Here is a 23,388-nt window from a genome sequence, read left to right as displayed (position 1 = left end):
TAAAAATCAAAATTTTGATTACTGCTTTTTCCCAGTAAGTTCAAAATCTAAGTGTCTTTTTACCAAGTCGGTACTTTTAAGTTTTACAAAAACTTCATCTCCAAGTTGATAAGTGTTTTTGGTAACTTCGCCAACCAGGGCATATTGTTTTTCATCAAAAACGTAGTAATCGTCTTTAATATCCCGGGTTCGAATCATACCTTCACATTTATTATCCACCAACTCTACATAAATTCCCCATTCGGTCACTCCAGAAATAACACCCAAGAATTCTTCGTCGTAGCGCCCTTCCATAAATTTAATCTGCATGTATTTTATAGAATCCCTTTCGGCGCTAGTGGCCAAATATTCCATGCTAGAGGAATGCTTGCATTTCTCCTCATACTTCTCTTCATTTACCGAGGCCCCACCATCTAAATAATGCTGTAGCAATCTATGTACCATAACATCTGGATATCTTCTAATAGGCGATGTAAAATGGGTATAAAAATCAAATCCAAGTCCGTAATGTCCAATATTATCAGTAGTATAAATAGCCTTGCTCATGGTTCTAATTGTAAGCGTATCTACCAAATTCTGTTCTTTGGTACCTTGTACTTCCTCCAATAAGCTATTTAAAGAGCTGGAAATGGTCTTTTTGCTCTTCATATTAATACCATAACCAAACTTGGAAATAACACCTTGTAGCAGCATTAATTTTTCATCGTCTGGCTCATCGTGAACACGGTATACAAAAGTTTTCTTTTGTTTTCCTATGAATTCGGCTACTTTTCTGTTGGCCAATAACATAAACTCTTCAATAAGTTTATTGGCGTCTTTAGCCGTTTTAAAATAAACTCCTACCGGTTCGCTTTTATCATTCAGTTCGAACTTCACTTCCACTTTATCAAAAGAAATAGCCCCAGCAGCCAAGCGTCTGCTCCGCATCAATTTAGCCATTTTATCCAAAGTAATTATAGCATCGGCAATATGTTCTTCTACCTCATAATCTTCCCCAGTAAGGGAAACCTCTACCGGTACTTTGTTATTTTGGTTTTCTATTATAGCTTGTGCTTCTTCATAAGCAAAACGCCTATCGGAATAAGTAACCGTGCGCCCAAACCATTTATCTAAAACCTGCGCATCTTTGTTCATCTTAAAAACTGCAGAAAACGTATATTTTTCTTCGTTGGGTCTTAAGGAACATGCATTGTTGGAGAGAATTTCTGGTAACATAGGTACTACCCTATCTACCAAATACACAGAAGTAGCCCTGTTATAAGCTTCTTCCTCTAAAATAGTATCTGGGGTTACATAATGGGAAACGTCTGCAATATGAATTCCCACTTCGTAATTTCCATCTTCTAAAATTCTAAACGACAAAGCATCATCAAAGTCTTTAGCATCTTTGGGATCTATTGTAAAAGTGGGAACATCTCTCATGTCCCTACGTTTGGCAATTTCTTCTTTTGTTATGGAAGTATCCAATTTATTGGCGTAGTGTTCTACTTCCTCTGGAAAGTTGTAAGGCAATCCATATTCGGCTAAAATGGCGTGAATTTCGGTATCGTGTTCTCCTGGTTTTCCTAAAACCTGAACTATTTTTCCATAAGGGGAATCGGCATTTTTAGGCCAATCTTGAATTTCCACGATTACTTTTTCCCCGTGCTCTGCATCCCCAATCTTGTTCTTAGGAACAAAAATATCGGTATACATTTTAAAATCTGTAGGATTTACAAAAGCAAAATTCTTTTGCATTTGTACTATTCCCACAAATGTGGTTTTCTTACGCTCTATAATCTTGGTAATTTCCCCTTCGAGCTTTTTACCGCTGCGCCTTCTAGGGAAAACATATACCTCCACCACATCGCCGTGCAGCGCTTTATTTAAAAGATTGAACGGAACAAACACATCGCTATCCAGGTCTTCGCAAACCACGTAAGCATTATTTCTACCGGTCATGTCTACCACTCCCTCATAATAATTTTGCGATGGTATGGCTTTATACTTTCCTCTTTCTACTTCTTCTATTCTCTTCTTTTCTTTAAGTTGACCAAGTCTTTTGATCAATAAATTTCTACCACTTGTATCTTTTATGTCGAGTTTTGCTGCTATTTGCTTATAGTTAAAACTCTGTTCTCTATTACTTTCCAATACTGTAAAGATCCCTTTGGTAATTTCATTTTTCTGTTGTTTCTGGGCTCTTTTTTTTCTTTTCGTCATATATTTTTATTCTTCCAGTAAAGTACAAATTATTATAGTACTTGTCTAATTAATTTTAAAAGTTAAAATTTTATTAAATATTCTGTAACAATACTACTTTTGCATCGTCTATAAAATAGCAAACCATAGTAAGCAGTTGAAGAAATTTTATAAAATAGTGCTTTTTTTTATCCTCGTTTTTATTGTTGGGGTCTTGTCGTTCGTTAGTTATATAAATTACTCTTTAGAACAAAAAGAACAACAGGAAACCGCAAAATCCATTCAGCAGAACCATAAAAAACATGCTTCGCTGCACAGCTTTCATTCTTAAAACATTATGTAACATCGAGCAGGTATTAATCTTAACTTTAATTTTTTCTGCTCATTAGTTTTTATTTACACAAAGTTCGGGCTTTTAGATTTCTTTTAGACCGAAATTTTACCTACTTTTATTTAAACCGTCTTATTTAGAGACTATTAATCCATCTCAGAATGAAGAATTTTGTTTTGGTTGCCACTTATACCTATTCACACGAATATATCGTTCTTAAGTTTTTACTTCAAGATGAAGATATTCCGTTCTTTTTTGAAAATGAAACCATCATCGGTATATCCCCTTTTTACTCCAATGCCATCGGCGGTATTAAACTCTACGTTCACATAGATTACGAAACCTATGTAAAAGAACTCATTAAAGATTTAGACCGACCTGATTCCCATTTAAAAATAGTTTAGTAAAATTGAAAAACTATTACAAATTTAAAGGATTCTCTTTCAAAAATCCATATTAGGCATCATCTTCCACAAAAGCTTTTTTTTTTAATAGATTGTTTTTCAGTTAAACGTTATTTAAGTTACACTCTGACTTCCGATAAAACCTTAAAACAATTTCAAACTAAAGAAGCTTTCAAATTCAAAAAAAGTAGAATTCAATTTTAGTTATTAACTATATAAACATATATATCTTTTTCTTCTTTAAAATTTAAAATAAAAATGATGGTTATTATAGGGTGTTTATAGCTGGTAAAAGTTTAATTGCTTTTACTAGTTATCCTAAAAAATATGGAGTTATAAAAAGCTATGAACAGATGATAAATTTATAAGCCATTGAAAAAGAATATTTTTTAAGATTTTCTTCACAGTTGTCAACAACCCAACTAACAGAAAAAGTTTAATAATTCACCTAGATATTTTATGTTGATAAGTGTTGAAAAGTGGTTAATGAAATGTCAACTAAAAAGAAAAGAATCTACTTGCGCAATTCAATTAATTTTACAAATTGAGTTCAGTTATTACAAAAGCAAATTTATTTAATAGATTTCGCAACATAAATTTCAACAATTTTGGGTATTTATTAATGAACTGAAAATTAAGGAATTGTAAAATTAAATTAACACGACTGTTTATAATTATAAAATGAGGTATTTACTACCTTTGTTTGTAAATGAATTAAATTTTTGTTCTAAATAATATTTACAAATGAAAATAGCCTTAGGAAACGATCACGCAGGAACCACCTATAAATTTGCAGTGGAAGCATACCTTAAAGACAAAGGAATAGAAGTTGAAAATTTTGGTACAGATGAAGAATCGAGTGTAGATTACCCAGATTTTGTACATCCCGTGGCACAAGCTGTTACCAGTAATACTGCAGATTTTGGTATTTTAATTTGCGGAAGCGGGAATGGGGTGGCAATAACCGCAAACAAATATCCCGAGGTTCGTGCCGGCCTTTGTTGGAACAAAGAAATTGTATCCCTTATTCGGGCTCATAACAATGCCAATATTTTATGTATTCCTGCCCGATTTACTGCTGTACCACAGGTAATAGAAATGGTAGAAACTTTTTTAAATACTGCATTTGAAGGGGGTCGGCACCAAAATAGAATCAATAAAATTTCGTTGCACTGCTAAATGGGACACGGTCACGGGCATAATCACCATCACGTCCCTTTAAAAGGTAGAAACTTATTAATTTCTATTCTTTTAAACGTACTTATCACGGCATCTCAAGTGGTAGGCGGTTTGGTGTCTGGAAGCTTAGCACTATTATCGGATGCGCTACATAATTTAACCGATGTTATTTCTTTGGTAATTAGCTATATAGCCAACAGATTAAGCGGGAAAAAAGCTTCTACCAACAAAACATTTGGATATAAAAGGGCCGAGCTCATTGCCGCCTTCGTGAATGCCTCCACACTTATTGTAATCGCCATTTTACTTATTATTGAAGCCATTAAACGCTTCTTTAATCCGCAAACCATTGAATCGGATTTGGTGATTTGGCTTTCTTTCTTTGGAATTTTAGCTAATGGATTTAGTGTTTTTCTATTGCGGAACGATGCCAAGAGAAACATTAATATGAAATCTGCTTACGCCCACTTATTAACAGATATGTTGGCAAGTATAGCCGTGTTGATAGGCGGTTTGCTAATGAAGTTTTATCAAATATTTTGGGTGGATAGCGTACTTACTTTTTTAATTGCGGTTTACTTGGTATTTGTAGGTTTCGATCTTTTAAAGAATTCCACTAGAATGCTCATGCTTTTTACTCCTGAAACCATTGATATTAAGGAGATTGTAAGAGAAGTCCATAAAATTTCTTCAGTAAACAAATTGCATCATATCCATATATGGAGCTTAAATGATGATGAGCTGCATTTAGAAGCGCATTTGGATTTTAAAGAAGATGTAACCCTTTCTCATTTCAATAAGGTTTTAGAAGAAATAGAAACAGTGCTTCACGATAAATTTGGCATTAACCACGTTAATATTCAACCAGAATACAATAAGGAAGATCCCAAAGATTATATTGTTCAGGATTGATTATCAAGTTATGTAAAACCTAAAAAATTTATGTTTTTTTAAAATGTGATTTCTCACCCTTAAGAAATTTAAAAAGACCTAAATAAAATTTTTAATTTCAACAAATACTACCTACACTCTTTTTAAATAACTATTTATACTTATTCTTAAACCAAACCTTTTGCCATTCCCTTTTTAAAACCAAAAAAGTTACCTCTTCAGAAAGTTGTACAACATCATTACCGTCCAAACTTTTAACCTGTTTCTCTGGAACATCTATAATGTATAAAAAGTTAAGGTAATCGGCGAAGCGTTCGTTTATAAGAATATAAATAATTTCATGCAGGTCCCTTTTTAATTTTTCAGCAGAAATATCCAGGGCAAATTCCTCTTCATGATTTGCCAATTTAAGATCTTTATTTAATTGCAAGACAAGTTTTTTGTATAGCTTTTCTTCGGAAGCTACTTGTAAAAGATCGGAACTACTTAAGAAATTGGTTTTCATTTTTTTACGCGCGATTGGTTTTGTTTAACAAATGCATCCCATCCCGAATAGCTTTTTCCTGCAACTACTTTTCCACTGTTGTAAAAATGGCAAACAGCCGCTGCCAAACCATCGGTGGCATCGAGATTGTCGGGTAAGGTTTTTAGGGATAATAAACTTTGTAGCATTTTAGCTACTTGTTCCTTACTGGCATTCCCACTGCCTGTAATGGCCATTTTAATCTTTTTCGGCGAATATTCTGTAATGGGTATTTCGCGGGACAGGCCTGCTGCCATCGCTACTCCCTGTGCCCTTCCCAATTTAAGCATCGATTGTACATTTTTACCAAAAAAAGGAGCTTCTATCGCAATTTCATCGGGATGATACGCTTCAATGATTCCAATAGTATGTTCAAAAATCTTTTGAAGTTTAAGGTAATGGTCTTTGTACTTTTTCAGTATTAATTCATCCAATTGAATGATTTCCATTTTTTGTCCGTTACACCTTATCAATCCGAAACCCATAATTGTAGTCCCGGGATCGATCCCCAATATAATACGTTCTTTTTTAGACAATGTTTATACTTTATCTAGCCGTTTAGCTAATTATAATTTATTGTGTGTATATGCTTTACAAAGCTAGTTATAATACCGCTACTTATTCCACTTTTATAATTATAGGAAGTTGAATTTTCATGTTCACGGGAATATTCCTTTTAAGTGCTGGATACACCCTAGGCAAAGTTTCAACACTATTGGCAATTAAAGTATCAATTTCGGGTATTTCTTTAGCAATATTCTTATTTTTTTTAATTTGAAGAATGGTAATATGGCCTTCTTTACCTATTAGCAATTGTACATTTACGGTGTCGTTAAGGTTTTTATGGCTTACCAAATGTTTATTGGAGAGGGTAGCTAAAAAATGAGCTGTAAACGTTTCCTGAAAGCATGCAATCTGTTCGTTTCTGGGAGCTGTTTCATCACAAGTTTCAAACAACGGGTATTGGTCGACATCGTTCCAATTAATACTTTGCCGCTCTCTTTCTATTATATCTTCCTTAGTTTCTTTTTTTGAAGTAAAAAGCTCGCAAGAAACCAATAATAAGCAAAAAAGAATTACCCCAACTTTTTGCATGAATTCGTTTTAAACCGAAAATTACAATTTTTTTGGGGTATAATGGAAAAAATGAAGGATATGCTGGATTTTTTATTTTCCAGACCCCAAATGAATTTCTGTTTTTAATTCAGAAATACGTTTTTCAACAACCTTGCTGTAATAAGTATCTGGAAAGAGATCCATATAATTTTCGTAGAGTTTCAATCTATAGGACCGGTCTTTGTAGTATTCATCAGAATATAAACATATTCTATAAAGCGCAATGTAATTTTTAGGATCTTCGGCATACGCCTTTTTATAATATTCAATGGCTGTTTTTAGGTCTTTTTCCTCTAAAGCAATAGATGCTAAGGCATAATATTCTGTAGTAAAATTTACCTTTTGTATTTCAATCGATGTCTTGTAGTTAATTTTGGCGCTGTCATATTCTTTTTCCAGGGCATATAAATGTCCTAAACCAAGATATCCTTCAGGATCTCCATTATCTAGTTTTATGACTGTTTTATAGCATTGAAACGCGTCTTCATACCTCCATACAAACTCGTAACATTCGGCGAGTTTCTTATAGATATAGGTTTTATGCTGATTAAGTTCCAGTAATTTTTCGAAATAAGGGATGGCGTGTTCTTTTTCGCCATTGTTAAAGTAGGCCAATGCTTTTAAATTGTTCAAATCAATAGAATTACGCGCCATTTTTAGTCCGATATCCACATATTTATGCACAGAATCCAATTGTTTTTGCTGCAGATGGTGTTTTCCTATTTCATAAATATTATTAATGCTGGTGCTATCCAGCTCGTAGGAAGATTTAAAATAACTGATGGCCTTAAAAGGTTGCTTATCTATATTTTCTATACGGCCGAGTTGGTAATAGTAAAATGGATTGGTATTCTCTTCCGTTACCAACCCATAATAAACGTACCGTGCTTTTTCAAACTCAGAAATTTTAAAATACAATTTTCCCAGTTCATTTTGGGCGACATGATTGGTGGAATCTAATGCGATGACGGCTAAATATTGTTTTACAGCCTTATCAAAATTCCCCAAAGCTTTGTAAGCCCGGGCTATTTGCAATTGGGATGCTAGGGACGGATTTTTGGCATATAAGTTAATAGCAGCTATATAATTTCCTTTTTCAAATGCATTTTTAGCAGTATCAAAAGCCGGGGCTTGTGCACCGACTTTTAATACGCTAATTAAAAATATTTGAATAAAAATTTTTTGCATTTAATCGTGCTTGTGATTAGGATCGTCTGCTTTTAGTTTAAAAACAATGGGGTAGGCAAAAGTAACCGGATGTGTATTCCCGTTTTGATCCTTTCCTGGGATTAAGGTTGGGAGCGCTTCAATAATTCTCCTTCCCTCGGCATCTAAAGAATCTGTTGGAGCTCTAGAATTTAATACCGTCACACTTCCATCGGTATTTATTCTGAAGTTTACGTATACCCTTCCCTGTTCTTTATTAGCTTGTGCTTCTGCTGGATATTTAAATGTAGCCCGTACATGATTAGCTAGTTTTTCTTTAAAACACTCAAATTGTTTTTCTGGAGCCACACCCTCGCAATCTTTAAACATGGGTTTTTGTGGAATGGTGGTAAATGGAACATCTGCCCCCTGTTTTACTTTATTAGGATCGAACTCTCCATTCGATGTGAATTTTCCTTTAGATGCTTTAATGGCCAGGGAAAAGATTTGCTCTCTTAATTCTGGCGAAAGCGCTTCTCCATTGTCTTCCAATGTAGTTTCCAACTGTTTTATCTGTTCTTCCAAAGACAATTGTTGGTTTTCCATCACAGTAGTTTCTTCTTTTTCACAGGACGTATAAAAAAGCATTCCCAAAACCATTGGAATTAACAATAAATACTTGAGTTGCCATACTTTTTTAGATTTCGATTTTTGTAACATAACGATTCGTTTTTTGATTAATGAATGATTAAAAAATGGATTGATGAAGGAGATCCGCGCTGTTTTAAAGACTTCTTGAAGTAACAGTTGGTAATGCTCCTTTTTATTGTTTTTAACAGTTTTTGCATCGGCGATGAACTCGTGCAATTCGGTAATTCTAGCTTGATAAATGTAAATAAGCGGATTGAACCAAAAAATAATTCTTAGAACTTCAAAAAAGATTAAATCCCATGAATGTTTTTCTTTTATATGAACCAATTCGTGTTCAATTATATGATGGTGTTGTTTCTGTAATAAATCGGCACCGATAAAAATGTTTTTGAAGAAGGAAAAAGCGGTGTTTTTTTCTGGAACTTCTACGCGATTATACTCTTTAAAATAGCGGGTTTTACCACGCTCTTTCAGTCGTATTATTTGTACGAGTTTAAATGTAAACCAGCATAAACTCAGAAAGCTTCCAATAACTAAAATCCATTCCCAAGTTGAAAGAAAGCTTAATGAACTGGAAGTATTATCTGCCGCAGAAGAGCCACTTCCAACAACCACTTCCGGCAGTAGAAAAATAGCATCTGTTGAAACCGTAGTTTTAAAGGTTTCCAATTTTATAAAAGGAAGGATTATTGATAAAACAGGCGTTAGTAGGAGATAAAACCGATTCCAATTAAAAAAGGTCTCTTTCTTTAAGAAAAAGTCGTAAATCACTAAAAACAGTAATTGAAAAGCAATGGTTTGGATAATGTATGGCATGTTATAAGTCTTTTTCGTTTTCTATTTCTTTTAGAATAGCCTCCATCTCCTTTAAGCTGATATCATTTTTCTTCACAAAAAATGAAACCATGCTTTTAAAAGAGCCTTGGAAGTAGCCATCTACCAGTTTGTTTATAGACTGGTTGCTGTACTCCGATTTTTTCAACGTGGGATAATAAATATAACCCCTTCCTTCCTGAACATGGTCTACGTATCCTTTACTTTCTAAAATCCGTACAATGGTAGAAATGGTGTTGTATGCTGGTTTGGGTTCTGGAAGCTCTTCTATAATGGCTGCAACATTTGTGCGCTCCAATTGCCATAAAACGTGCATCACTTCTTCTTCTGCTTTGGTAAGTTGTTTCATATTTACTTTTTTGTTACCCTGTCCGAAAATTTCTAAAGTTGAAGGGCGTATGAACTAATTATTTAGTTGAACTAGAACACAAATATAACTAAATATTTAGTTTAAACTAATGTTTTAGTTATAAAATGTAAATATTTAATTATGAAGGGCTTATTTCGACATGTGAAATAGGGATGCTTAAAAGCAGATATAGTACCTCTGATGGCTCCGAGGCTATTTTTTGAAAAAATTTATCCTTTGAGCAAAACTGATCTCCCAAAAACGGGTGGTCCATTAGGGGATATAACTTAAGATCTTCTGGACTGTTTCTTGAGCTGATTCTCTGTAAGTTCTTTATACTCTTCCCTATTTTTAAAAATATGAATAGCGGTAAAAACAGCTTCTTCAAAAGATTTATGGTTAGCTTCGCCTTTTCCGGCAATTTCAAAAGCGGTTCCATGGTCTGGCGAAGTTCTTACTTTAGAAAGGCCTGCGGTATAATTAACGCCTTTTCCAAAAGAAAGGGTTTTAAATGGAATTAATCCTTGGTCGTGATAAGAGGCGAGAATAGCATCGAAGCTATGGTGTTGCCCAGCTCCAAAAAAGCTATCTGCCGCATAAGGTCCGTACACCAATTTTCCACTGTCGTTTATTTTGGTAATAATGGGTCGTAATATTTCATCATCCTCTTTGCCTATAACTCCGTTATCGCCGGTATGAGGATTAATGCCCAAAACAGCTATTTTAGGTTTTCGAACCCTAAAATCTTCCACCAAAGAATTGTAAATTTTATTCACTTTGGTTTCCACCAATTTGGCAGTTATTTTTTTGCTTACATCCTTCACCGGTACATGATCGGTCAATAAACCAACTTTTAGGGTGTGCGTAACCATAAACATCAGTGCTTCCCCCTCCAATTCCTGAGCCAAATAATCGGTATGTCCAGGAAATTTAAATTCCTCCGATTGTATGTTGTGTTTATTTATGGGGGCAGTTACCAACACATCTATTTCGTCGTTTTTTAAGGCAGCAACCGCTGCTTTTAACGATAAAAACGCATATTTTCCGCCTTCTTCGGTTTCTTTTCCCGGTTCTATATTTGGGGTCTCTTTCCAAACATTCACCACATTTAATTTTCCGCTAACAGCTTTACTTGCTGTATCTACACCATTATAAACAATCTCCATATTCAGCATTTTCCGTTGGTAATTTATTACCTTGGTAGAGCCAAAGATAATGGGCGTGCAAAACTCCAACATTCTACTGTCCTCGAAGGTTTTAAGAATAACTTCGCAGCCAATCCCATTTAAATCCCCTATTGAAATTCCAACCCTTATGCTGTTATCTGTATTCATAGTATATGTTTTGCGCCTATAACGTCTGTGTTTATAAATAACCTATTGTAGATTGCGGTAATCTTTAGTAGGTTTGTTTAAATGTATCCGACTAATCTTGTAGCGGATGGTATCACAAATTTAATTAATAATTATAGAAATGTTTACGGGAATTATAGAAGAGTTGGCAACAGTAACCAATATTGTTAAGAAAGGGGAGAATCTGGACATCTCAATACAAAGTGGTATTACAAATGAGCTCAAGATAGATCAAAGTGTAGCGCATAACGGAGTGTGCCTTACGGTTGTGCATTTAGATGGGGAAGAATATACCGTAACAGCAATTAAGGAAACCTTGAACAAGACTGCTTTAGGAAGTTTAAAGGTAGGAGATGAAGTTAATTTGGAACGCGCCATGAAAATGGGAACCCGTTTAGACGGACACATCGTTCAAGGGCATGTAGACCAAACCGGAATTTGTAAAAACATAGTGGAAGAAGATGGAAGCTGGCGATTTACCTTTGCTTACGATGCTTCTAAAAACAATGTAACCATAGAAAAAGGTTCTATAACCATAGATGGAACCAGCCTTACAGTAGTGGACTCTAAAAAAGATGAGTTTAGCGTAGCCATTATTCCGTACACCTACCAGCATACCCGATTTAAGAACTACCGCATCGGCGATGAGGTTAATTTAGAGTTTGATGTTATTGGTAAGTATGTTGCTAGATTGTTGGATCTGCATAAATAAAAAGTGTTGTCGTATGGATTAAATTCAGTATTTTGGTTTTAAATAACCACCCATGCGTTCTATATTATTTATACTATTCATTTCGCTATCGGTTACTGCTCAAAATCAACTTGGCGGTGTTATATTAGATAGCGCCTCAAAAAGACCTTTGGAATTTGTAGATGTTTATAATCGCTATGATTATACTGTAACCAATGCCGACGGTTCTTTTCTTTTTCTTTCTGAAGGAGATTCCGTCATACTAAAAAAATTGGGGTATAAAGAGCTTCGAACTACCTTTGAAAAGCTTCAGAATAAAAAGCATATTTTTTTATCGGAGGCTTCCATTGCTTTAGATGAAGTGGTGGTAACAAACGAAAGCAGCATTTTCGATAAAATAAATAAGGCCATTCCTTCTAATTACCCTTTTAGACCTTTTGAAGAACGCTTTATGCTTCGGGCGGTGTTAAAAAAGAACGACAGCATTTTAAAAATCGAAGACCTTTCAGGAAAAGTAAAAAGGCAACAGCTGTTAGCAAATAAAGTGTACCCTTTTCCGAAGAAAAATTTCGAAATAGAGTTGTTAAATATGCGTAAAGCGGGTTTAGAAGAAGAAGAAGATGAATTTAAATTGAACGATTTTAATGAAATTTTGCGCTGGTTTAACATGTTATTTATTTCCAGAAAGTATGTGGACACCAATATAAAAGCTATTGGCGAATCGATGGTAAAAATTGATTTTGTAACCAAAGATTCCATCGTTCAAGAAAGTGGTAACAAATCGGAAGGATATTGGATGATAGATACTACAAATCATGCTATTGTGGAAGGGATGGTTATTTCCAATAGGCCACAAATTGAATTTGATAAAAGTGGTCTATATCGATATCACACTCCTTATTTTCAAGTGAATACTATTTTCAGTCAACATAAAAACGGACGCTATTTTATTAAAAATTCCAGGGTAGATTTTAAAACAGAAGTGGTCAACTCAAAAACAGAAAAAAAAGATTTCTATACTTGCAGTTATATTCTTACGAGTCAAGACAATTTTAAATACCTAAATACCAACTCAAATGTTTCCGAAAAGCGGGATATTTTTAAATTGAAGTATCCCTACAATCCGGATTTCTGGGAAAAACAGAACCAATTATTGCTTACAGAAGAAATGCTGGAATTTCTGGCTACGGTAAAAGACGAAAACAACGAATACCGTGCTGTTTCTAATTTAAAATAGTTCTTTATTGCAAACGCGCAGGATGACCGAAGCTGGATGTCGAAATGGTTTCAGGTTTTAAGTTTCAAGTTCTTGGTTCTTTGTTCAACTTTTTGTGTTCAATTTCTACTTGATGGAAGGTCGAAATAACGTCAAGAGTAAGTTAATGTGACATCTCCCTGCGTTCGATGTGACTAGTTTGTACTTATCAATTAGAATCATTATTGAAACTGGATGTCTCAGGCAAGGTCCGTAGCGAAGTCAGTAAGCCGCTAAAAAATGCGCTGCCAATTGAACATTGTCTAATGGACATTGAAAAGTACCTGTTGGGAGATCACCACGGTCGTGCCTCCCTCGTGAAGACAAAAAACTGAACATTGGAAACAGGTTCCTGCCTACTAACTTAAACCTTCAACCGTATAAATTTATAAATAAGGATTCCCCACGAAATAATTAAAAGCGTCCCGCCGATAGGCGTTACAAATCCTATTTTTTTAAAGTTGAAAGAGGTTAGGGCATTAGTTGCCAGTCCGTAAATAGAACCAGAAAATAAAATTACGCCAATAACCACCAAATACAGAATCGTGCTTTTTGTTCCGGAAGAAAGCATGGAAGAACTGCCAACAAAAAGGAGAAGCAGCGCATGGTACATTTGATATTTAACTCCGGTTTCGAAAGTCTTAATAGCTTCAGCATCCAAAGCATTTTTTAGAGCATGTGCCCCAAAAGCGCCTAAAATCACTGCTAAAAATCCGAGAATCGCACCAGTGACCAATATTTCTTTGTTCATTTGTAAACTTTTTATGATTCTTATTGTTGTATTTATAACATTTTAATACATTAGTGTTATAAAATTATTAACTCAACCGTATGCGAACTATCTTATTAATTGGAGCCGGTAAATCCACTTCACATCTTTTACAATTTCTCTGCAATAAAGCCAAAGCTGAAAATCTTCATATTGAAATTGGCGATATCAACTTAGCAAATGCCCAAAATCTTATAAGTGGGAAACCGAATTGCACCGCTATAAAATTAGATATTTTTGATGAGGACGAACGCAAAAAGGCAATAAAAAAAGCCGATTTGGTTATTTCCATGCTCCCTGCAAGATTTCATATAGAAGTAGCAAAATATTGTCTTCATTTTAACAAGAATATGGTAACGGCCTCATACGTGAGCAACGAAATGGAAGCATTGGACGCTGAGGTAAAGCAAAAAGGACTAATTTTTTTAAATGAAATAGGGGTAGACCCCGGCATCGACCACATGAGTGCGATGAAGGTAATAGACCACATTCGAAGCAAAGGTGGAAAAATGATTTTGTTCGAATCGTTTACCGGTGGTTTGGTGGCCCCCGAAAGCGACACTAATTTATGGAATTACAAATTCACTTGGAACCCACGAAACGTAGTTGTAGCAGGGCAGGGGGGAACCGCTAAATTTATTCAGGAAGGAACTTATAAATACATCCCGTACCATAAACTATTCAGGCGTACTGAGTTTTTAGAGATTGAAGGTTACGGAAAGTTTGAGGGCTACGCAAACAGGGATTCGCTAAAATACCGAAGTGCTTATGGTTTGGAAGACGTGCTAACGCTTTACCGCGGAACGATTCGGCGGGTTGGCTTTTCCAAAGCCTGGAATATGTTTGTTCAATTGGGAATGACAGACGATAGTTTTGAATTGGAAAATTCTGAAAGCATGAGTTATCGCGAGTTTGTAAACTCCTTTCTGCCGTATTCACCAACCGATTCTGTGGAGTTAAAACTTCGTCATTACCTGAAGATTGACCAAGATGATATTATGTGGGAAAAGCTGGTAGAACTGGATCTTTTCGATACCCAAAAGAAAATCGGGATTAAAAATGCTACTCCAGCACAAGCTTTACAGAAAATTTTGGAAGATCACTGGCTGCTTCAAGAAGATGACAAGGATATGATTGTAATGTACCATAAATTTGGGTACGAACTAAACGGTAAAAAACATCAAATCGATTCGAGCATGGTGGCCATTGGCGAAGATAAAATCTATACAGCCATGTCTAAAACCGTGGGATTGCCGTTGGGAATTGCCGCCTTGAAAATTCTAAACAAGGAAATTACAGCTACGGGTGTTGTTATACCCATTCATAAGGATATTTATGAGCCCGTTCTTAATGAACTTGAAAACCACGACATAAAATTTACCGAAAAAGAAGTCCCTTACATGGGTTATAACCCGAATAACGTTGCTGGATAATTAAAGAAGTATTCCTGTAAAATCTTTATGGGGTCTGGAAAGGGGCGAGTAAGTGAGGTAAACTACCTCGGGGCGAGCCTGCCTGGCCGGCAAAGGCAGACCCACGAGGCATTGAAAGGAATTTCAAGTTTAATTTCGACGCAAGCTTCGGAGCAGTTAAATCTCGATTATCGAGTAAAATATAACTTGATTTTAATACTAAATTTAAGGGAGAGTAATATCTTTATGAACAACTCATTTCAAGTTATTCTTAAAACCGAAACGCTTAATTAATCCATGTAAAATGAAAGTTTATAATCTTTTTCTTTTCATAGTTCTTGCCGCTATTTACAGCTGTTCTTCTACTAAAAACAAGCCCACTGCGGATACTAAAATGGTGTTTTTGGACGAATACATTTTTCCGAATAAAATAATGCTAAACAACACCGAAATTGGAGGACTTTCGGGCATCGATTCTCATGAAGACAAGTATGTTTTGGTTTGTGATGATTCTAAAAACCCGAGGTTTTACATGGCCGACGTTCAAATAAATGATACCGCAATAGACACCGTTGTTTTTCAAAAGGTTGTTGAATTCATTCTGGACGATCCTTTTATGGAAACGACCTTTTTAGACTTGGAAGCGGTTTTATATAGGCAAAGTGCTAACGAACTTTTATTTTCTTCGGAAGGGAACATTAAAGACAAAAGAGACCCATCCTTGTTTAAAACTACTGCCGACGGAAGTTTTGTAAACAGTTACGCCATACCATCTTATTTTTATGCGGAAAGCGAACAGGGGCCAAGGCACAACGGCACGTTTGAAGGGTTAGCACGAAGTTTTAATAACGACGGATTTTGGGCAGCTACAGAACTCCCTTTGAAAAAGGATGGGGAAGAACCCAAAACAACTGAAACGTATTCGCCAGTCCGAATTACCTATTACAATTGGGAAAACGAAAATCCGCAAAGGCAATTTATATATCAGTTGGATAAAATTGATAAGCGTCCAAAAGGCGATTTTGCCGTAAACGGAGTCTCGGAAATTTTTATGATTTCTGCTGAAAAAATGTTGGTTTTAGAGCGATCGTATTCTTCCGGTTGGGGTAAAAAGGCAAACGGACTCAAAATATATGAAATCAATGTAACCAATGCTGAAAATTCTCTAGAAAAGGAAAATCTTTCCGAAGAAAAAATAAAACCTATTGAAAAGAAATTGGTATTCGATTTAGCATCGCTCCGCAAAAAATTGCCTTCAAAAAGTATTGATAATATTGAAGGAATTTGTTTCGGACCAACATTAGAAAATGGTCATAAAACGGTGTTGCTTATTTCGGATAATAACTTTAACCAACTTGATCCACAAGTAAACCAATTTTTGTTGTTTGAAATTCTGGAGTAGATTCAAAATCAATTTTTTTAGAGGACTACAAACTTCGCATATGTGAGGCAGATACACCAATTATGTAAAGTGAATGGTTATAAAAACTTGGATTTAACTTAATCGGCAGGTTATAATTTATTGTTTATTTAGTTACTTTTGTTAGTATCCAAAACTATATAAATGAAATTCACTAACGAAATAGTAGAAATAGACGGTATCGACAAAGAAATCCTAAGAAATTTGATGGAAGATGCCCGAAAGCCCATTTTAGAAATAGCGCGAAAAATTGGAATCTCCGGCGCAGCAATTCATCAACGCTTGCGAAAATTAGAAAACTCCGGACTCATATCAGGCTCTAAATTTGTTATAAATCCGCGTTTATTAGGCTATCACACCATGGCATTTATTGGTATTTACTTAGATAAAGCCATGCGAAACCCCGAGGCGGTAAAACAGTTAAAAGAAATCCCCGAAGTGCTGGAATGTCATTATACCACTGGAAATTGGTCCATCCTGATTAAAATACTTTGTAAAGACAATGAACATTTAATGAATGTTTTGAATCACAAAATACAATCGATAGAGGGTGTTTCCCGTACAGAAACATTTATTTCACTAAACCAACAGATTGAACGACAAATAAGTATATAAAAAGACCCCAAAGGTTTCAAAAACCTTTGGGGTCTATAGGAGATTAAAATGTCAGCCTGAGCCTGTCGAAGGCCTTTCAACAAAGAGATTTCAAAAACTTCGACAAGCTCAGTTTGACAGTAATTATTTGTTTTTTACGTACATTACTTTCAGTCTAATCACGCCCTCCAAAAACTTGCATCGCAAAGTACAAGAGTGTAGCCAAAGAACCTACTGCAGCTACTACATACGTTCGAGCAGCCCATTTCAAAGAATCTTCTGCGCCTTTGTACTCATCAGGGGCGAGCATGTTTTTATTTTTTAGCCAAGCCAATGCACGGTTACTGGCATCGTATTCCACAGGAAGAGTTACAAAACTGAATAACGTTCCCATGGCAAACATAATAAGTCCGATTACCGCCACCGTATAACCCAAACCAGAAGTAGCACCTAATACCAAACCACCAAAGATTACCCAAACCGACATTCCGGAAGCCACACTTACAACGGGCACCAGTTTAGAGCGCATTTGCAACCATTCATACCCTTTGGCATGCTGCACAGCATGTCCACATTCGTGGGCAGCAACAGCTGCAGCGGCGGCATTGCGTTGGTTGTAAACACCTTCGCTAAGGTTTACGGTTTTCTTGGCAGGGTTGTAATGGTCTGTCAACATTCCTGGCGTAGAAATTACATCTACATCAAAAATGCCATTATCTTCCAACATTTTACGTGCTATTTCAGCCCCGCTCATTCCATTTCTTAAATGAACTTTGGAGTAATGCTTAAATTTGCTTTTCAGTTTCGAACTTACGTACATACTTAAAAGTCCGATAGCGCCAATTAAAATCCAATATCCTATTCCCATGATTTTTTATTTTTCTGAATACTAAAATTACAATATAAAAAGCAAAAACCCCGCCAAATTTGGCGAGGTTTTAACAACTGACTTTACGACAGATTTTTTCGATTATGAATAGCTAACTTCCCATCCGAAGGCCTCCGCAATGCCTTCGTATTGAATAGTTCCTTTTACAACGTTAAGTCCTTTTTGAAGTGATAAATCTAAACCACATGCTTTTTCCCAACCCAAATTGGCAAGTTTTAATACATACGGAAGCGTTACATTCGTAAGCGCTACCGTAGAAGTGTAGGGCACAGCTCCCGGCATATTTGCTACGCAGTAATGTACCACATCATCTATAATATATGTGGGGTTTTCGTGTGTAGTTGCTTTGGTGGTTTCTATACATCCACCTTGATCTACCGCCACATCAACGATTACTGTGCCAGGATGCATCTCTTTAAGCATATCACGGGTAATTAAACTCGGAGCTTTGGCACCAGGAATTAACACCCCACCGATGATAAGGTCATGTGTTTTTATATGTTTTCTGATGTTGTATTCGTTGGAAAATTCAGTAACAACGTGGCTTGGCATAATGTCATTTACATGTCGTAAACGCTTCATGTTAATATCTAGGATGGTGACGTGTGCCCCTAAACCTGCTGCCATTTTTGCTGCTTGTATTCCAACAGTTCCAGCTCCTAAGATTAAGACTTTGCCAGGAGGAACACCAGGAACCCCGCCTAAAAGCACCCCTCTCCCTTTGATGGGTTTCTCCAAATATTTTGCTCCCTGTTGAATTGCCATTCTTCCAGCAACTTCAGACATCGGCGTGAGCAAAGGCAAACTCCCATCAGTGTCTTCGACTGTTTCATAAGCAATGCAAATTGAATTGCTGTTAAGCATTGCTCTTGTTAGTTTTTCACTTGAAGCAAAATGAAAATAAGTAAAAACGATTTGATTTTCCCTAACTAAATTGTATTCTTCTTCAATAGGCTCTTTTACTTTTACAATCATATCGCTTTGTGCGTATACCTCGTTTATAGAATTTACTATGGTTGCACCAACAGCAGTATAATCTTCATCTGAAAAACCACTTCCTTCCCCTGCTGAAGTTTGAACAAAAACAACATGATTGTTTTTTACCAATTCGAAGACACCGGCAGGTGTCATTCCCACGCGGTTTTCGTTATTTTTAATTTCTTTAGGCACCCCAATTTTCATAGTTCTTGCTTTTTGTAAATGTCTGTAAGCAAATATACTATAAATTCAATCTAAATTTTATTTTAAACAGGGGGCATTTCAAAAAATCAACCATTATTTTTTGACTTTACTTATTTTTAAAGGGGGTCATTTTAATTTAATGCTTAATTTTTGGCATAAAACATAAAAATAAGGGGGGTATAAATAAAAAAAGTGTTTTTACTAAAATGTAAAAACACTTTTCAATTAGTAATGTAAGAAGGTTACCCAACAATATTTACAATTTTTCCGGGAACAATAATTATTTTCTTCGGAGTTCTTCCTTCCAATTGTGCTTGGGTTTTGGCATGTTCCATAACCACTTTTTCAATATCATCTTTGCTCATATCCATAGGTAAATCAAGCGTAAAACGCATTTTCCCATTAAAAGATATTGGATAGGTTTTCATGCTCTCCACCAAATATTTTTCTTCAAACTCTGGAAAAGGAGCAGTAGCAATCGATTCGCTGTTTCCTAATGCACTCCACAGCTCTTCTGCAATATGTGGAGCATAAGGTGAAATAAGGACCGCTAATGGCTCCAAAACAGCTTTACTGGTACACTTTTGTGCGGTGAGTTCGTTAACGCAAATCATAAAAGTGGAAACCGATGTATTAAACGAGAAATTCTCGATATCTTCTTCAACTTTTTTAATGGTTTTGTGCAAACTCTTTAAACTCTCTGCGGAAGGTTCGCTATCGGTAACTTTTAGTCCGTTATCCTCAAAATACAATTTCCATAGTTTTTTAAGAAAACCATGAACTCCGGTAATTCCGGCTGTATTCCAAGGTTTGGCTTGCACTAACGGACCAAGGAACATTTCATACATTCGAAGTGTGTCAGCGCCGTAATTCTCACAAATTTCATCCGGATTTACCACGTTGTATTTCGACTTCGACATTTTTTCGACTTCCCGTTGAATTTTAAAATGCTCATCCACAGAGATACAATTCTGAATTTTTTCTTGAATTGATTTTTCATCTATATTTGGATATTTCCATTTAATGAATGAATCAACAATTAAATTGTTTGACTTATCAATTGCAGAAACGGGAGTAGGGATTCTATGGACTGAGTATTCTTCTTTTATTATATTTTCAATGCCTATAGATTTGTTACTAGATTTTAGCAAAGCATTTTCAACATTCTTTTTTCGTAAAATATCTTTATATGATTTTCTGAGCTCACCACTCTCATTAATAGCATCAAAAGGGATAAAATAGATTTTTCCTTTACTAAAACGATCGTTTTCTTTTTCGAAGAAGGTCTGATAGGTAATAGAGTATAAATAGCCACTTTCTCCCAAAATCATCCCTTGATTGATGAGTTTTTTAGCAAATTCATCAACGGGAAGCAATCCTTGGTCGAATAAAAACTTTTGCCAAAAACGGGCATACAGTAAATGTCCGGTGGCGTGTTCACTTCCTCCAATATAGAGATCTACATCTTCCCAATAGTTTAAAGCTTTCTGAGAGGCAAATTCTTCGGTATTTCCAGCATCCATATAGCGATTAAAATACCAAGAACTTCCTGCCCAACCTGGCATGGTGTTGAGTTCGAGAGGATAAATGCCATTTTGTGATGCTTCGACAGGCTCAGCATGACAAAGGTCATTAGAAACGACTTTATTGTTTACCGAATCCCACGCCCATTCAGTTGCATTGCCTAGTGGTGGTTCGCCGGTTTCTGTGGGAAGATATTTTTCCACTTCCGGCAATTCAATAGGCAAATATTTTTCATCGATCATTTGTGGGAGTCCGTTTACGTAATATACTGGAAACGGTTCCCCCCAATAGCGTTGTCTCGAAAAAACGGCATCGCGAAGTCGGTAGTTTGTTTTTCCTTTACCTTGACCTATTTCTTCTAATTTTTCAATGGCTTTTTTGCTAGCTTCTTTATAGCCTAAATCGTTTAAGAAATCACTGTTGGCAATCACCGTATTTTCTTTATCGGCAAAAGCTTCTTCGCTTATGTCAACACCTTCAAAAATATTAGGAATATCAATTCCAAAGTGTTTTGCAAAATCGTAATCACGTTGGTCACCACAAGGCACGGCCATTACGGCTCCCGTTCCATAACCAGCCAATACATAATCGCCAATCCAAATAGGAACAGGCTCTTTAGTAAAAGGATGCTCGGCATAGGCACCGGTGAACACTCCGCTAATGGTTTTAACATCAGCCATACGTTCGCGCTCGCTGCGTTTTGCAGTGGCTTCAATATAGGCTTCAACAGCTTCTTTTTGTTCCGGAGTAGTTATTTTGCTTACCAAATCGTGTTCTGGAGCAAGTGTCATAAACGAAACTCCGAAAATAGTATCGGGACGGGTGGTGAAAACGGAAATGGAATGTGACTTCTCGACTGCGCTCGAAGTGACATCATCATTTGAAAGAATTTTAAAATCAACTGAAGCACCAACAGACTTCCCTATCCAATTACGTTGAATTTCTTTTAGCGGCTCTGGCCAATCTACTTTTTCCAAACCTTGCAACAAACGCTCGGCATAAGCAGAAATACGCATGCTCCATTGCTTCATTTTTTTACGAACAACGGGATGGCCACCACGCTCGGAAACACCATTTACAATTTCATCATTGGCTAAAACAGTACCCAAAGCAGGGCACCAATTCACTTCCGTCTCCGCCAAGTAGGTAAGTCGGTATTTAAGTAATATTTCCTGTTTTTCTTCGGAAGTAAAATTTTTCCATTCTTCCGCAGAAAAAGTAGCTACCGTTTCATCATGAACGGCATTTACTGCTGAATTCCCTTCGGCTTCAAATTTTGAAATAAGCGTCTTAATATTTTCAGCTTTATCGGTATCGTTGTTGTACCATGAATTGAAAAGCTGAATGAAAATCCACTGCGTCCATTTGTAATATTCCGGATTGGATGTGCGGACTTCCCGACTCCAATCAAAAGAAAATCCTATTTTATCCAGCTGCTCACGGTATCTCTTAATATTCGTTTCCGTAGTAATAGCAGGATGTTGCCCTGTTTGAATGGCATATTGCTCTGCTGGCAATCCAAAACTATCATACCCCATCGGGTGAAGCACATTAAAGCCTTTATGACGTTTGTAACGTGCATAAATATCACTTGCAATATACCCTAACGGATGCCCTACATGCAGTCCTGCTCCAGACGGATAAGGAAACATGTCCAACACATAATATTTAGGTTTATCAGAATTATTATTTGCTTGAAACGTTTGGTTTTTCGACCAATATTTTTGCCATTTGGCTTCAATTTCATTGAAATTGTACTTCATCACGTTGTTTTTTAGTGAAACTCAATTTGAGATTCCGTTCTAAACGGAATTCTGAAATTGTAAGTTGAACTAACCCCGCTGAAAGGAGGGGTCTCTATAACCCAACGAACAATTGATCGACCTCTCAAATTACGAATCCGTCTAAGAAGTTGCAAAAATACAGTTATTGCTGGAATAAGAAAAGGGAATTGAAGGGCAAGTGAAGAAGTAAAATTGTTGAACACCAAGATTAGTATTTGCAAAATGTTACCTTTTTAGGTAACTTTGAAAATAAATAGCGGTAAGATTGAGTGATTTTAATAGAAAAATAGGTTTTTATGAAAACCATTTTATGGACTTTTACAAAAAGCAGCCGCTGGTAGTGAGAAATAAAATAGACTGGACGTTACTATTTATAAAAAGGACTAAAGTTGTACCTCAAAAATTTTTAAAGCATTTAACCAATACCGATGGCCTTTGGGAAGTGCGTGTTTCCGCAGGAAAAGGAATTTTTAGAATTTTCTGTTTTTTCGATGAAGGAAATCTTGTCGTTTTACTAAGTGGGTTTCAGAAGAAAACTCAGAAAACACCTAAAAAGGAAATTAAAAGAGCAGAAAGACTTAAAAAAGAATATTATGAAAGCAAATAAAAAACTAACTTCATTTGATGACCATCTAAACGAGCAATATGGCGAAATTGGAAGCGAGTCTAGGACAAAGTTTGAAGAAGAATTTGAAGCTTTTAAAATTGGGGTTCTAATTCAAGAGGCTCGTAAAAGACAGCATTTAACTCAACAGCAACTAGCGGACAAGGCTGGGACTACCAAAAATTATATTTCGAGAATTGAAAATAACGCCAGTGACATTCGCCTTTCTACATTAATGCGTATTATTCACGAAGGTCTTGGCGGTAGTCTAAAGCTATCATTAGAAATTTAATTTTCTAGACATCTC

22 protein-coding genes are annotated in these 23,388 nt (G+C 35.9%); 10 read left to right on the top strand and 12 right to left on the bottom strand.

Annotation, left to right across the window (positions count from 1 at the left end; genetic code table 11):
- Positions 1–18: 18 nt before the first annotated feature.
- Entirely contained in the window at positions 19–2,202 is a 2,184-nt protein-coding gene (rnr, locus tag HX109_RS05880; RefSeq protein ID WP_178950264.1) for a ribonuclease R, read from the bottom strand.
- Between the two features lie 471 nt (positions 2,203–2,673).
- On the opposite strand from rnr, the gene HX109_RS05875 reads away from it, so the two are divergent.
- The 3 genes from HX109_RS05875 (at position 2,674) to HX109_RS05865 (ending at position 5,007) form a co-directional block, all read left to right on the top strand.
- Entirely contained in the window at positions 2,674–2,916 is a 243-nt protein-coding gene (locus HX109_RS05875) for a DUF2007 domain-containing protein (protein WP_178950263.1), read from the top strand.
- A gap of 744 nt (positions 2,917–3,660) precedes the next feature.
- Entirely contained in the window at positions 3,661–4,095 is a 435-nt protein-coding gene (rpiB, locus tag HX109_RS05870) for a ribose 5-phosphate isomerase B (protein WP_178950262.1), read from the top strand.
- The gene (locus HX109_RS05865) at positions 4,096–5,007 is read left to right on the top strand and encodes a cation diffusion facilitator family transporter (protein ID WP_178950261.1); all 912 of its coding nucleotides are present in this window, start codon (positions 4,096–4,098) and stop codon (positions 5,005–5,007) included.
- A 130-nt stretch (positions 5,008–5,137) separates the two neighbouring features.
- Here the strand turns inward: HX109_RS05865 and HX109_RS05860 are convergent, their stop codons facing one another.
- From HX109_RS05860 to pdxA, 7 genes are all read right to left on the bottom strand, one after another.
- Positions 5,138–5,491 carry a hypothetical protein gene (locus HX109_RS05860; protein ID WP_178950260.1) on the bottom strand — a complete coding sequence of 118 codons (354 nt, stop codon included), beginning with the start codon at positions 5,489–5,491 and terminating at the stop codon, positions 5,138–5,140.
- Positions 5,488–5,994, bottom strand: a complete 507-nt coding sequence (gene ruvC, locus HX109_RS05855; RefSeq protein WP_255462847.1) for a crossover junction endodeoxyribonuclease RuvC — start codon at positions 5,992–5,994, stop codon at positions 5,488–5,490. Before ruvC ends, HX109_RS05860 begins: the two co-directional genes overlap by 4 nt.
- A 133-nt stretch (positions 5,995–6,127) precedes the next feature.
- Positions 6,128–6,604, bottom strand: coding sequence for a hypothetical protein (locus HX109_RS05850; RefSeq protein WP_178950258.1), 477 nt, complete (start codon positions 6,602–6,604; stop codon positions 6,128–6,130).
- Between the two features lie 72 nt (positions 6,605–6,676).
- A complete protein-coding gene (locus HX109_RS05845; protein WP_178950257.1) occupies positions 6,677–7,813 on the bottom strand; it encodes a tetratricopeptide repeat protein in 1,137 nt (378 codons plus the stop codon).
- Positions 7,814–9,238, bottom strand: coding sequence for a M56 family metallopeptidase (locus HX109_RS05840; protein ID WP_178950256.1), 1,425 nt, complete (start codon positions 9,236–9,238; stop codon positions 7,814–7,816).
- Between the two features lies 1 nt (position 9,239).
- Positions 9,240–9,605, bottom strand: a complete 366-nt coding sequence (locus HX109_RS05835) for a BlaI/MecI/CopY family transcriptional regulator (protein ID WP_178950255.1) — start codon at positions 9,603–9,605, stop codon at positions 9,240–9,242.
- Between the two features lie 287 nt (positions 9,606–9,892).
- On the bottom strand, positions 9,893–10,939 hold the full coding sequence (gene pdxA, locus HX109_RS05830; protein WP_178950254.1) for a 4-hydroxythreonine-4-phosphate dehydrogenase PdxA: 1,047 nt from the start codon (positions 10,937–10,939) through the stop codon (positions 9,893–9,895).
- Positions 10,940–11,078: 139 nt separating this feature from the next.
- Here pdxA and HX109_RS05825 point away from each other — a divergent pair, with 139 nt between their 5' ends.
- Both HX109_RS05825 and HX109_RS05820 read left to right on the top strand, forming a co-directional pair.
- Positions 11,079–11,669 carry a riboflavin synthase gene (locus HX109_RS05825; protein ID WP_178950253.1) on the top strand — a complete coding sequence of 197 codons (591 nt, stop codon included), beginning with the start codon at positions 11,079–11,081 and terminating at the stop codon, positions 11,667–11,669.
- 52 nt (positions 11,670–11,721) lie between these two features.
- Positions 11,722–12,885, top strand: a complete 1,164-nt coding sequence (locus HX109_RS05820; protein ID WP_178950252.1) for a hypothetical protein — start codon at positions 11,722–11,724, stop codon at positions 12,883–12,885.
- A gap of 382 nt (positions 12,886–13,267) precedes the next feature.
- Here HX109_RS05820 and HX109_RS05815 read toward each other — a convergent pair whose 3' ends face one another.
- The gene (locus tag HX109_RS05815; protein WP_178950251.1) at positions 13,268–13,654 is read right to left on the bottom strand and encodes a DUF423 domain-containing protein; all 387 of its coding nucleotides are present in this window, start codon (positions 13,652–13,654) and stop codon (positions 13,268–13,270) included.
- Positions 13,655–13,734: 80 nt separating this feature from the next.
- Between HX109_RS05815 and HX109_RS05810 the strand changes: the two genes are divergently transcribed.
- The 3 genes from HX109_RS05810 (at position 13,735) to HX109_RS05800 (ending at position 17,119) form a co-directional block, all read left to right on the top strand.
- On the top strand, positions 13,735–15,105 hold the full coding sequence (locus tag HX109_RS05810) for a saccharopine dehydrogenase family protein (RefSeq protein WP_178950250.1): 1,371 nt from the start codon (positions 13,735–13,737) through the stop codon (positions 15,103–15,105).
- 283 nt (positions 15,106–15,388) lie between these two features.
- Positions 15,389–16,486 carry an esterase-like activity of phytase family protein gene (locus tag HX109_RS05805; RefSeq protein WP_178950249.1) on the top strand — a complete coding sequence of 366 codons (1,098 nt, stop codon included), beginning with the start codon at positions 15,389–15,391 and terminating at the stop codon, positions 16,484–16,486.
- Between the two features lie 162 nt (positions 16,487–16,648).
- On the top strand, positions 16,649–17,119 hold the full coding sequence (locus HX109_RS05800; RefSeq protein WP_178950248.1) for an Lrp/AsnC ligand binding domain-containing protein: 471 nt from the start codon (positions 16,649–16,651) through the stop codon (positions 17,117–17,119).
- A 154-nt stretch (positions 17,120–17,273) separates the two neighbouring features.
- On the opposite strand, the gene HX109_RS05795 is transcribed toward HX109_RS05800, so the two are convergent.
- The 3 genes from HX109_RS05795 to HX109_RS05785 form a co-directional block, all read right to left on the bottom strand.
- The gene (locus HX109_RS05795) at positions 17,274–17,966 is read right to left on the bottom strand and encodes a zinc metallopeptidase (protein WP_178950247.1); all 693 of its coding nucleotides are present in this window, start codon (positions 17,964–17,966) and stop codon (positions 17,274–17,276) included.
- Between the two features lie 102 nt (positions 17,967–18,068).
- Entirely contained in the window at positions 18,069–19,169 is a 1,101-nt protein-coding gene (ald, locus tag HX109_RS05790; protein WP_178950246.1) for an alanine dehydrogenase, read from the bottom strand.
- Positions 19,170–19,411: 242 nt separating this feature from the next.
- Positions 19,412–22,456 carry a leucine--tRNA ligase gene (locus tag HX109_RS05785; protein ID WP_178950245.1) on the bottom strand — a complete coding sequence of 1,015 codons (3,045 nt, stop codon included), beginning with the start codon at positions 22,454–22,456 and terminating at the stop codon, positions 19,412–19,414.
- Between the two features lie 286 nt (positions 22,457–22,742).
- Here HX109_RS05785 and HX109_RS05780 point away from each other — a divergent pair, with 286 nt between their 5' ends.
- Positions 22,743–23,084, top strand: a complete 342-nt coding sequence (locus HX109_RS05780) for a type II toxin-antitoxin system RelE/ParE family toxin (protein ID WP_317170439.1) — start codon at positions 22,743–22,745, stop codon at positions 23,082–23,084.
- Positions 23,071–23,373 (top strand): helix-turn-helix domain-containing protein, encoded by a 303-nt coding sequence (locus tag HX109_RS05775; RefSeq protein ID WP_178950244.1) that lies wholly within the window; start codon positions 23,071–23,073, stop codon positions 23,371–23,373. Before HX109_RS05780 ends, HX109_RS05775 begins: the two co-directional genes overlap by 14 nt.
- Positions 23,374–23,388: the final 15 nt, after the last annotated feature.

This window comes from Galbibacter sp. BG1 (assembly GCF_013391805.1).
Classification (GTDB): Bacteria; Bacteroidota; Bacteroidia; order Flavobacteriales; family Flavobacteriaceae; genus Galbibacter.
Note: the sequence above shows the minus strand (reverse complement) of the source record. Positions and strands in the feature narration are given on the sequence as shown.